Genomic DNA, 11,961 nt, shown 5'->3' on the forward strand with positions numbered 1-11,961 from the left:
GCAATCTTAACAGAAGATCACCTGTTTTTTCCTAACTGTTATCTAGGGTAGCTAGAGCTTCCGATTTCAGGGCTTGGGCGAGTTGGACGTGCAGGTTGTGACTGGCTTTGTAAGCCAAGTAGTGAGCTTTTGGCCAAGTTCCGAGCAGACTGAGGTCGCCTGCTAGATCTAGGATTTTATGGCGCACTGGTTCGTTGGCAAATCTCAAAGGCGGGTTGAGCCAGCCGGATCGATCGCAAACTAGGGCGTTCTCTAGGGTACCACCTTTGATCAAACCTGCTTTTCGCAATTGGTCAACTTGGCGAGCCAGTCCAAAAGTGCGGGCTGGGGCGATCGCGCTAGCAAAACTTTCTGCCTCTGGCGACCAACTGTACCATTGATTGCCGATCGCCTGTTCCTCAAAATCAATTCCGTAACTAAATCGAGTTTCGGCTGAGGGTAAAGCCGCTGCAAAAGCATCCCCGTGGCGCACCCAAATTGGCTGTTCTAGGACGAAGGAGGAAGTGGGGTCTTGCTTCGATTCTTGAGGAACTAAGCCGGTATGGGCGATCGCCTCTACCCAAACCTGAGCCGAACCGTCCAGCAGCGGCAATTCCGCCCCATCAACCTCAATTCGAGCATTATCCGCTCCCATCCCCGCCAAAGCTGCTAAGAGATGCTCTACAGTGCGAATTTGAGCATCGATACCTGCCAGTTCAGTTGAAAGTGCAGTCTGACAAACGGCCTCAATTTTTGCAGGAATTATCGGAGCACCGGGCAAGTCTATTCTGACAAAATAGCGGCCTTCCCCAACCTCCGCAGGCAAAACTCGGACGCGAGTTTGTTCGCCGCTGTGCAAACCGATTCCCGACAGTTCAAATTCAGATTTTAAGGTACGTTGAGTCATGGGGAAGAGGGAAGTTAACAGTAGGGTGCGCTGAGTCGCGCACCTTAGACATGATTTGTAGGGTGCGCCGAGGCGCAACTTACTAATTAGCAATTACCAATTACCAATTACTCCTAACTAATAACTAATGACTGCTGACTAATGACTCTTTGTTAATTAGAATCGCTCACCAATTCCAAAGTGAATTTGATTGTCCCCAGTGTCGTTGATACCGTAATCGATCCGGATCGGTCCTAAAGGAGATTGAATCCGCACGCCGAGGCCGTAACCGTAACCGCTACCCGGCTTTCCGCGGATACCGGCAGGGTCGCCCGGGACATCTTCGCCCGTGCCCAAGTCGCTGCCAGCATCCAAAAATAGCGCTCCGCCGATAAACGAAATAATCGGGAAACGGTACTCAACGCTGGCTTCTAGGAAGCTGCGACCTGCTCCCATGTCGCCTTCGTCGTATCCGCGCACCGAGTTCGCGCCGCCCAAGGCAAAGGCTTCGTAGGGAGGCAAATCTCCGAAGACGGTGCCGCCTCTAAAACTGAATGCCAGGGTTTGAGGGCCGGGGGCAAAGTTAGTGTACTTGACTGGTAGGTAAAAGCTGTAGCTGGCCCGCAGGCGGTTTAACAGGATGCTGCCGGAACCGACAGGAATCGATTGTTCCATCCCAAACCTGAGCAGGGAACCGCTAGTGGGGCGGAGGGCGTCGTTGCGCCGATCGCGCACAACACCTGCTTGCAAAGTTGTCAAGTCGTCGGAGCCCGAATCGCTAAAACTCAACAGGTTGCCGAGTTCGTCCTCGGACTCGCGCCTGCCTTTGCGATCGGTAATTGAGACTCGCTGGTACTGCAAGCCGAGTGAAGCAGTCCACTCAGGATCGGCAAAAGGATTGGGCGACAGGGGACGGGTGAAATTGATGCCGGCACCGGTGCGGACGATGCGGGGTCGATCGTCGTTGGGCAATCTGACTTCCCGTTCGCCGCCGTCAAAAATCACGCTGATCGATCGTCTTCTAAAAACATTAGCGGTGAAAGAAGTGCGGTAAGGATCGCCCGCAATCCAGGGGTCAGTAAAACTCAGGTCAAACAGCGTTTGGCGTTCCCCGATTTGTACTTCAGCCCCCAATTTCTGGTTCCTACCTCTCAAGTTTTGCTGCTGGTAACTCAGCGTACCGAACAAACCCGTAGCGGAACTCAAACCCGCACCCGCCGCCAGAGAACCAGTATTTTTCTCAATGACGTTGACAATTACCCTTGCCTTGCGGGGGTCAGTCGTTCCCGGTTCCAAGGCAAGTCGCACGTCTTCAAAAATTCCCAAACCAAACACCCGTCTCAAATCCCTTTCCGCCTTGGTGCGGTTAAAGATGTCTCCGGGCTTGAGTTCTACTTCGCGGGTGATGACAAACTGACGTGTGTTGCCTCCGATCGGCTGACCCGTGGCATCTGTTGCCTCTCCCTCCTTGTTCAGGAAGCGGACATCAACGGATTCGATCTGGCCTTCTGCCACTACCAGGGTGACAGTGCCGTCGTCTGCTACTTGCGGAGCATCAGTGATTTGGCCCAAAACATAGCCGTTCTCTTGATACCACGCATTAATTTTTTTCACTCCCTCCTCAAAGCGGCGGAGGTTGAGAATTTTGCCGTATTGATCGCGAAAGCTTTCGTCAATTACGCTTTGGGGCAGCACTTGCTGACCGGTGATTGTCACTCCCCGCAGCACCGGATTTGGCTGCACAATAAAAGTCACCCGGACGCCCAACGGGGTGTCTTCCGGTACTGCCCGCACGTTTCTAAAAAAGCCCGTGGCAAAAATGGCGTTGATGTCTTGTTGCAGTTGGCTGCGGTTGGTCGTGCGTCCCGGTTGGGTGCTGATGACTCGGTAAATTTCGCTTTCCAGGTCTTCCGTCGCCCCAGTGACTGTAACTTCTGCAACTAGCACTTGCGGTTCTGCCGCCCCGGCGGGTGCGGGGGTTTGTCTGGGCTGCGGTGCTGGGCCAGGGGGCAATGGGGGAACGGTGTCCGTGGGCGGTTCCGTCGGGGCCGGCCTGGGGGTAACTTGGGCGTTTTGAGCGATCGCCCCTGATTCCTCTGGTTTCCCTAGCTCTGCTGCGATCCAGGCGGGCGTTACCGCCGATTCCTCGGGGGGGAGCGAGCTGTCCTGTTGCACGTCTGGCAGGGCGTTTTGGCTGCTAGAGGCGGGGGAGGGGTTGGATGCTAGCTCGGGTTTGAGTTGAAGGATCGGAGGTGAAACCGGGGAGGGCGGCTCTGTGACTTGGTTTGGGGGTTCGTCGCCTTCTCCTCTGGCAGGGGCCGCAGCTATTGTTAGGGCTTCCCCTTTGCTGGTTTTACCGGCTTTGCGGTTTTGAGGAGGGTTTTGGGTTAATTCTGGAATGGGGCGATCGGGTAATTCGATCGACGGGGCGGGCGGAACGGCAGCCAAAGCTTCCTCTGCTGATTCAGAGTAGGATGTTTGGCCGTTTGCAGAATTTGATAACCCGAATGTTGCTGAGGCAGTAAAAACTGCCACCAATACAGCAGATAAACGCATTTTTGTTCACTTTTTTGGGCAATCCACACACCACATTAGTCATTATTCATTAGTCATTAGTCATTAGTTATATAAGTCGGTGGAATTTCGCGCTGACCGCTAATTGATGACTGTTGACCGCTGATTGCTGACATCGAAAACAGAAGGGTGACAAACTGTGCAATTCTAGCGCATTACCAAGGCCTCTAGACTTTCTGAGCGAGAACGCGTTGGAGAACTTGCTGGTAAGCAGTTTCTACCGATCCTAAGTCGCGGCGGAATCGGTCTTTGTCCATAACACGGGCGTCGGGGTCGGCTTCTGCGTTGTCCCAGAGGCGGCAGGTGTCGGGACTGATTTCGTCGGCGAGGATCAGATTTTGATGTTGGTCGATCCCGAATTCTAGTTTGAAGTCTACCAGGGTGATGCCACACTGGCTGAAAAATTCTTTGAGTATTTCGTTAATTTCGCGGGCGGCGATTTCTAGTTGGTCTACTTGTTCGGGGGTGGCTAACTGCATTAGCAGCAGCCTGTCGCGGGTCAGCAGCGGGTCTCCCAAATCGTCGTTTTTGTAATAAAACTCCACCAGCGGGGGATTGACTATTGTGCCGAGGGCGAGTCCGGTTTGCTTGCAAAGACTGCCGGCGGCAATGTTTCTGACTACGACTTCCAAGGGCAAGATTTGGACGCGACAGACTCGCATTTGGTTGGGGGCCGGCGTGTCGATGAAGTGGGTGGGAATGCCTTTGGCTTCTAGCATCCGAAACAGGTGGGCGGATACGGCGCAGTTGATTTCGCCTTTGCCGACGATGCTGCCGCGTTTCTGGGCGTTAAAGGCTGTGGCGTCGTCTTTGAAGTGGGTCAGCAAAATTTCGCTGTCTTCGGTGGAGTAGAGGATTTTGGCTTTGCCTTCGTAGAGTTTGCGATCGGCTGACATGGCGATTAATAATGTAGATGAGTTTTAGATTTTACCGTAGCTCGATCGGGCGTTATTGGCGAGTTTTTGGATCTCGGCTGCGCCACTCAGAGCATGAGGGGCGAGTACACCTGCAGGTAGATCCCGCGAGCGGCCCAACCATAAATGATTCTTGACAAAGGACAATAGAGATTAAACCTGCTGGGTTCGCGATCCGTGCTCACTAAACCTCGCCAACGAGACGGGCGCTTAAAAAACATCTATAAAATGGCTGATTTATGCAAGACAAAAAAATTCATATTCTCTTGGTAGAAGATGATGAGGTTGATGTGATGAACGTCCGGCGAGCTTTCAAAAAAAATAACATCGTCAACCCCCTGTACATTGCTGCCAATGGATTAGAAGCTCTAGCTATATTGCGTGGAGAAGAAAAAATAGATCCTCCTATGCCTCAAGAGCGCCGGTTAATTTTGCTGGACTTGAATATGCCGAGAATGAGCGGGATCGAGTTTTTGCAAGAATTGCGACAGGATGAATATTTGAGGTCGATTCCGGTAATCGTCCTCACAACTTCTAATGAAGATAGAGATAAAGTAAAAGCTTATAATTTGAATGTAGCGGGTTATATTCTTAAACCCGTTACTTTTTCTAACTTTGTGGAAGTGATGGCTACCCTCAACAGATACTGGATGCTAAGCGAAATTCCCTAAAATAGGGAAAATTTAATAAAAAATTTATTTTTTGATGTGGCTTGGTGATTTTTCAGCGCTGCCGTTATTTTAATTCCTTTTTCGAGACTGCAGCTTTTTCGGAGTAATCCACAATTCGGTTGTTATGGACAAAATTCTCACAATTCTGATAGTTGATGACGATGCAGTCGATCGAATGGCGATCAAACGTTCGCTCAAGTCCGCTGGTGTTTCGGCAGAAGTTACTGAAGCAGAAGACTGCGCGGATGCCCTGGCCCAACTCTCGGTCAGCAAAAATTCTATGCAGGCTACCACGAAACTCTCCAAACCAAATAAATCTCAACCTTTAAGCGAGGTTGAGGAGACCGAAAAAGGGCTGCTATTAAATCAAATATTTGAGTGCAAATTTGACTGCGTATTGCTCGACTACGGATTGCCGGACGGTGACGGACTTAGTTTAGTAAAATATCTACGAGAAGCTGGGCTGAAAGTTCCCTTAATTGTGCTCACCGGTCAAGGCGACGAACAAATTGCTGTGGAATTGATGAAGGCAGGAGCTTCTGATTATATCGCTAAAAACAAGCTTTCTCCCAAAAGTTTGTCTCGCAGTTTGTCCAATGCGATGCGGGTTTACCGCGCAGAATTTCAGGCGTTTCATACCAGTCAAAAGCTCAAGGAAAGTGAGGAACGATACAGGTTAGTTTTAGAGGGAGTGAACGACGGAATTTGGGATTGGGATTTAAGTAAAAATGAGGTTTATTGGAACGATCGCCTTTTGGAAATTATCGGTTTGTCGCGAAAGCAATTTGGCAGGACTATGGACGCTCTATACAACCGCCTGCACCCCGATGACAAGGAGGGAATCGTCGCGGCGATCGCCGCTCACTTGGAACAAGAAATAGACTATAATGTAGAATTCCGGCTGCTACACTCGAACGGTGTTTACCGCTACTGTACTTCTCAGGGAAAAGCTCAGCGGAATTCCCAAGGAAAACCGCTACGAATGGCAGGCATGATTAGCGACATTACTGAGCGGAAACAGGCGGAAGACGCTCTGGAAAGGGAACGGCAGCAACTGAGACAAATTATTACTTGCGTGCCTGTAGCAATGGCGATGTTCGATACACAAATGCGCTATATGGCTAACTCTAAAAAATGGGTTAGTCAATTTAATTTAAACTTGCCGTCTCTGAATAATTTTAGCCATTACGAATTATTTCCAGATACACCGAATCGCTGGAAAGTAATGTACCAAGAAGTGCTCAAAGGCAAAGTAGTTTCTGTGAGCGAAGATGCCTGGGAACGAGCCGATGGATCGGTTCTGTACCTGCGGTGGGCTGCTCACCCTTGGTACGATCCCGACGAGAAAGTCGGGGGAATTGTGATGGTTGCCGACAAGATTAATGAGTTGGTGGAGGCGCGGGAAACTGCCTTAGAAGCTAGCCGGGTGAAGTCGCAATTCTTGGCGAACATGAGTCACGAAATTCGCACTCCGATGAATGGGGTTTTGGCAATGGCTCAATTGCTGCTGCGCGCTCCTCTGGAACCGAAACAGCGGGAGTGCGCTCAGACTATTTACCGCAGTGCTGAACATTTGCTCAATGTTATTAATGATATCCTCGATTTCTCTAAAATTGAAGCTGGAGAAATGCGACTGGAAAAGACTAATTTTGATTTGGATAGTTGCGTTGAATCTGTGATAGAAATTATAGCGCATTTGGCAGAAGAAAAAGGTATTGAATTGAATATTTTAGTTGACAGCTCAGTGCCGAGGAAGTTAGTGGGCGACTCGGGCAGATTGAAGCAAGTTTTGCTGAATTTGACAGGGAATGCCATAAAATTTACCGATCGCGGTCAAGTTCTGGTTCACGTAACTGTGAAACAGGGCAACCGACTGGCAGACGGCAGACAAGAAGCAAGATTGCTATTTTCCGTGCGGGATACTGGCATTGGAATTTCGGCAGAAGGCCAAACAAAGCTGTTCCAATCTTTTTCTCAGGTAGACGATTCTCCTACTAGACCTTACGGCGGGACGGGTTTGGGTTTGGCTATTTGTAAGCAGTTAGTGGAGATGATGGGAGGAGACATTGGAGTTCGCAGTTTGCTAGGCAGCGGTTCGACTTTTTGGTTTACTGTACCTTTGGAAAAACAGTTGCCAGTTGAGCCTCACGATCCCGAACTTGCGGGCAAGAAGCTGTTAGTAGTGTCTGGAAGCGCTTTGAGGAGGGCAGCGGTGCGATCGCTCGTTCAAAGTAGGGGTGCGCGCTGCGACGAGGCAGAAACTGCTGCTGAGGCTTTTAGTTGGTTTAAAAATGCCCAAGGCAGGATTTCTCAGAATTCGGGAGAGGGTGGAAAAAGCTGGGATGTGGTGCTTGTGGACTTGCAAATGCCGGAGTTGAATGCCGAGGAATTTGCTAGGAAAGTGCGATCGACCTCGACAGTTGGCTCGTTAATCGCCATGACTGCTTTGCGAGAACAGCCGAAGGCTGAAGCGCTTTGCAGTCGGGGTTTTAACGGGTATTTGATCGAGCCGGTGCGGCCAAGTCGCCTGCTTGAAACTTTGCTGGCACCGGTTAAGGGAACGGGAGATTTTGGGAGATTCGAGGCTGCTAATACTTGCAAGTTGCCACCAGTTAATTCTCAATATGCTACTCCCAATTCGCCGTCATCGCTGAGAATTTTGGTGGCGGAAGACCACCCGATCAATCAACAAGTTCTTGTCGAACAGTTAGCAGTTTTAGGCTATCAGGCTGACTGCGTAGTCAACGGTCAAGAAGCGCTGGATTTGCTGGCAAAAAAAAGCTATGATTTAGTCCTGATGGACTGTCAAATGCCCGTACTTGACGGTTATAAAACGGCGCAAAAGTTGAGGGAAATCGAAGGAAGCGATCGGCATACTTTTGTGATGGCTTTAACTGCTCATGCTATGCCGGGGGAACGAGAAAAGTGTCTGGCTGCGGGGATGGACGATTATCTCAGCAAACCTGTAGATTTAGATGCTTTGGCGGCGGCCCTGAAAAAGTATGAAGCCCTAAATGTTCAGGGTGAAAATAAGTATGGAGTTAAAAGTATTAATTCGGAAAATAAATCTCAATTAGCAAGAAATTATACAGAAGCTGTGGAAAAAGCGCAGGTTGTGGCTGGGCCGACACCCAGGTCGAGCGCACTTCAAACTTGGGAACATAGAGACTGCGACGGACTGTTCGACAAGAGCAGATTGGAGCAACTCGGACGAGTTAATATTAAATTGCCAGAGCGGCTTTTGCAAGCTTTTGTGGCAGACGCCCAAGCTGATATGGCTGCTGCCAAAATAGCTGTAGAAGCTAAAGATTGGCAAGCTGTGGAATATCAAGCACACCGTCTTAAGGGAACTTCGGCTAATGTGGGAGTTGCTCTGATGTCGGATTTGGCCGCACAATTGGAGCATCAAGCGCGAGGCTTCCAATCTGAACCACCCGAGGGGGAATTGTTAAATATTGAGAGGGTTGAGAACATATTAGTGAGTTTGTCCAGTCATTTAGCCCGGGTTCAAGAATTTGTGGAAACTAGAATGTTTGGTTAATATCTTACTCGCTCGTAGTCGATATTAGTCGGCGATTAAAATCGCCCTTACAAAAACGAAGTTCCTCTCTAAAAAACTAAGAAATAAAGCGGTACGGTACGGAGTGTGCATCCTAAATATAGAAATTATAGGAAAATTTTGTTTGTTTCTTCACTCCGTGTCCTCTGCGTTCTCTGCGGTTAATTAAAAACATAATTAATTTAGCTATGAATTACGATACCAGTACAAACACTATTTTAGATAGCACTTCATTAGAAAATGATGAAAAACTGCTAACGCCTTTGATGATTTTTTCTCAGGAAGTTTTATTGTATGAAAATGAGGCTATCTCTGAGCAAGATTCTGCTGTAAATGCTGTGCCGTACCCGCGCGATGAAATAACTAATTTATGTGTTGACACTCTCCTAGCAAAAGTGGCTCGCTGCTGTCGCGAAAGCAAGGTGGGAAAAAAATTACCGACGGCTTTTTACGTTCACGTTTCGGCTTTGCAGACACTCAACCCTGTCCTCGGAATCTACGAAAATTGTGCCAGACGCACTCTCGAAAATATTGATGAAGCAACTTTAGTTAAAGTTTCACTCCATCAACCTAAAATATCTTATCTTTTTTACCCTGATTTCGATACAGATGCTCATCCTGCTTTGCAAACCAGCATCCAGATTAATCTAGCAACAGGGGAAGTTAAATATTTTGATTACAGCAACAGCGAAAATCCCCCTGTTTTGCACCGTAAGGAAACTTTTGTAGCTGCGGATTATCCCAATTACGAAAAGTTTGCGGGGCTGACTCGCTGCGAGGAAAAGTGGGGGCTGCTTGACAATACTAGCGTTATCGGAACTCGCGAGGGTTGGCTCAAATATTTGGGATATTGCGGTGTAGAAATCCAAGATCATACTGTTGTCGAGCGTTTGAAACAGGAAAATAGTGAGCTATCAATTCCTAAAATCGAGCGACACAAAGCTGCAATGGTACGCAACTCGCTTTCTAAACCTCTGCGTCTGGTTTTAGAAGCAGATTTAGCGAGGGACGGAGCGACTTTTTTTGACTACGGTTGCGGTTACGGCGGCGATGTTAAATATATTGCACAAGAGGGTTATACTATTTCTGGTTGGGACCCATACTATCAGCCGGATACTCCGCGAATTTGTGCTGATATTGTGAATATTGGTTATGTGATTAATGTCATTGAATCTTTGGCGGAACGCCGAGAAGCTTTGCTGAATGCTTGGGAATTAACGAAGAGTTTATTAGTTGTGGCGGCTCAGGTTTTGATTGATGATAGTAATCGAGGCCAAATTGCTTACGGGGATGGGGTGATTACTTCTCGGAATACTTTTCAGAAGTATTACGAACAAGAAGAGTTGAAGGTTTATATTGACCAAGTTTTGAATGTTGATGCGATTCCTGTTGCTTTGGGGATTTATTTTGTGTTTCGGGATGCTGCGGAGGGTGAAGGTTTTCGCGCTTCTCGGTTTCGATCGCACTTATCGACTCCCAGAGTGCGATCGCAAGTTAAGCGGTTTGAGGATTATGCGGAAATGTTGGCTCCTTTGATGGCTTTTGTGAGCGATCGAGGCCGCCTTCCTGTGAAAGGCGAATTAGCTGAAGAATCGGTAATTAAGGGAGAATTCCACAGTTTTAATCGCGCTTGGAGGGTGATTTTGCAAGCAACGGATGCGGATGATTGGGAGACAATCGCCGACAAGCGCCGCCAAGATTTGCTGGTGTATCTCGCTCTGATCGGTTTGGGCGATCGACCTTCAATGCGCCGACTCCCCGCTCAAATCCGCAACGACATCAAAGGTTTGTTCGACAATTATCAAAAAGCTTGCACTTTGGCTGATTTAATGCTATACAGTTTGGGCAAAGCTGATATTGTTGCGGATTGCTGCGAAGATAGTGCGATCGGCTACAAACAGCCCGGTACTCTTTCAGTTCACGTCTCTGCATTAGAAGAACTAGACCCTTTGCTCAGGCTTTACGAAGGCTGTGCCAACCGCACAATTGGCAGACTTGACGGCGCCACAATCATCAAATTTTACGCTCGCAAACCTCAGATTTCCTATTTATTTTATCCCGATTTTGACAGTAACCCGCATCCAGCTTTGCACACTTCTATGCACATAGATTTGCGCGACCTTTCGGTCAGCTATCAAGACTTTTCTGATGTGTATAATCCGCCAATTTTAGTTAGAAAAGAAGCTTTTGTTACTGCTAGTTATCCCCATTATGACAAGTTTGCGAAACTCACACGCCAAGAAGAGAAGTTAGGGATTCTCGATCGGGGCGTAGTTAAAAAGCATCGGGAATGGGTGAAGTGTTTGGAGGAAAACTGCGTTAAAATTAAAGGTCATCGCTTGTTTTGGCGATCGGATGCTGAGCCCGAACGGGTAAAAATGCTGCAAAAAGCTGCGTCGGAACGCCAGCATAAAAAGATTGTTACTAATGCGGGAAAGATTGAACAAATCGCAGAGGACGCAGAGGGCAAAGAGGATGGAAAGGTTAGTGGCTAACACAGTTGAAATTTGTTGGTGAGGCCTTTACAATTGAGCCTATAGCGTTCCTAGCGGTTGACATGGAAGAATACTTGAAAGTGAGTGAAGTTATTGATTGGCAGCATCCCGAAATTATGGAATGTGCTAAACAAATCGCATCGGGATATGAGACACCAACGGCGATAGCTAAGGCTTGCTTTGAGTGGGTGCGAGATGAAATTCGTCACAGTTATGACTATCAAATGAGTCCTGTGACCTGTCGAGCTTCAGATGTACTTCAGCACAAAACAGGATATTGCTATGCGAAAAGTCACTTGTTAGCAGCGTTACTAAGAGCAAATGACATTCCAGCAGGTCTTTGCTACCAGCGGTTAAGTATTGATGACAAGGGTGCGCCGTATAGTTTGCACGGTTTCAATGCGATCCATTTACCTGAAGTTGGTTGGTATCGGGTTGATGCAAGAGGTAACAAAGAAGGAGTCAACGCTCAGTTCACCCCGCCCCAAGAGCAATTAGCATTCAAGATTCAGTTTTCCGAAGAGGCAGATTTTCCAGCCATATTCTCAGAGCCGCTTCAAGTCGTTATAGAAGCATTGCAAGCACAGAAGACATGGGATGATATGCTTCGTAATCTCCCAGACATTTCGTTGGAGTCTGCCAATAGTTATATTTTGTTATGACCGATAATGATTGTATGCCAGCCCGCTAACACGACGTTGAAGCCATAATCAGAGTCATGTCGCTTAGTTTTGGGGATATTTGTCGCCACTCAATTTAGCCGTTAAGCATCATATGAATATGATCCAAAGTATGATTGAGGAGGAATATAGCAATCCTAAATCATTATCAAGACTAGGATACAATTATATGCAATACTTGATTGTGACAATAAAAAGATGAA

The 11,961-nt window shown here is 48.0% G+C and carries 7 protein-coding genes; 4 read left to right on the plus strand and 3 right to left on the minus strand.

Annotated features, from left to right (window positions below):
- Window positions 1–31 precede the first annotated feature (31 nt).
- From lpxC to purC, 3 genes are all read right to left on the minus strand, one after another.
- A complete protein-coding gene (gene lpxC, locus QUA42_RS23885) occupies window positions 32–886 on the minus strand; it encodes a UDP-3-O-acyl-N-acetylglucosamine deacetylase (protein WP_333140673.1) in 855 nt (284 codons plus the stop codon).
- A 156-nt stretch (window positions 887–1,042) separates the two neighbouring features.
- A complete protein-coding gene (locus tag QUA42_RS23890) occupies window positions 1,043–3,421 on the minus strand; it encodes a BamA/TamA family outer membrane protein (RefSeq protein ID WP_333140675.1) in 2,379 nt (792 codons plus the stop codon).
- A 185-nt stretch (window positions 3,422–3,606) separates the two neighbouring features.
- Window positions 3,607–4,335, minus strand: coding sequence for a phosphoribosylaminoimidazolesuccinocarboxamide synthase (purC, locus tag QUA42_RS23895; protein WP_333041222.1), 729 nt, complete (start codon window positions 4,333–4,335; stop codon window positions 3,607–3,609).
- A 257-nt stretch (window positions 4,336–4,592) separates the two neighbouring features.
- Between purC and QUA42_RS23900 the strand changes: the two genes are divergently transcribed.
- The 4 genes from QUA42_RS23900 to QUA42_RS23915 all read left to right on the plus strand — a co-directional run bounded on the left by QUA42_RS23900 (window position 4,593) and on the right by QUA42_RS23915 (window position 11,740).
- Entirely contained in the window at window positions 4,593–5,024 is a 432-nt protein-coding gene (locus tag QUA42_RS23900) for a response regulator (RefSeq protein ID WP_333140677.1), read from the plus strand.
- Window positions 5,025–5,148: 124 nt separating this feature from the next.
- Entirely contained in the window at window positions 5,149–8,565 is a 3,417-nt protein-coding gene (locus tag QUA42_RS23905; RefSeq protein WP_333140679.1) for a response regulator, read from the plus strand.
- 206 nt (window positions 8,566–8,771) lie between these two features.
- Window positions 8,772–11,078, plus strand: a complete 2,307-nt coding sequence (locus QUA42_RS23910) for a DNA phosphorothioation-associated putative methyltransferase (protein ID WP_333140681.1) — start codon at window positions 8,772–8,774, stop codon at window positions 11,076–11,078.
- 62 nt (window positions 11,079–11,140) lie between these two features.
- On the plus strand, window positions 11,141–11,740 hold the full coding sequence (locus QUA42_RS23915; protein ID WP_333140683.1) for a transglutaminase family protein: 600 nt from the start codon (window positions 11,141–11,143) through the stop codon (window positions 11,738–11,740).
- Window positions 11,741–11,961 lie beyond the last annotated feature (221 nt).

Source organism: Microcoleus sp. Pol11C2, assembly GCF_036701505.1.
GTDB lineage: Bacteria > Cyanobacteriota > Cyanobacteriia > Cyanobacteriales > Microcoleaceae > Microcoleus.

Coding starts and splice junctions, on each gene's coding strand:
- purC (WP_333041222.1), bottom strand. CDS start 4,335: ATGTCAGCCGATCGCAAACTCTACGAAGGCAAAGCCAAAATCCTCTAC.
- QUA42_RS23910 (WP_333140681.1), top strand. CDS start 8,772: ATGAATTACGATACCAGTACAAACACTATTTTAGATAGCACTTCATTA.
- QUA42_RS23915 (WP_333140683.1), top strand. CDS start 11,141: ATGGAAGAATACTTGAAAGTGAGTGAAGTTATTGATTGGCAGCATCCC.
- lpxC (WP_333140673.1), bottom strand. CDS start 886: ATGACTCAACGTACCTTAAAATCTGAATTTGAACTGTCGGGAATCGGT.
- QUA42_RS23905 (WP_333140679.1), top strand. CDS start 5,149: ATGGACAAAATTCTCACAATTCTGATAGTTGATGACGATGCAGTCGAT.
- QUA42_RS23900 (WP_333140677.1), top strand. CDS start 4,593: ATGCAAGACAAAAAAATTCATATTCTCTTGGTAGAAGATGATGAGGTT.
- QUA42_RS23890 (WP_333140675.1), bottom strand. CDS start 3,421: ATGCGTTTATCTGCTGTATTGGTGGCAGTTTTTACTGCCTCAGCAACA.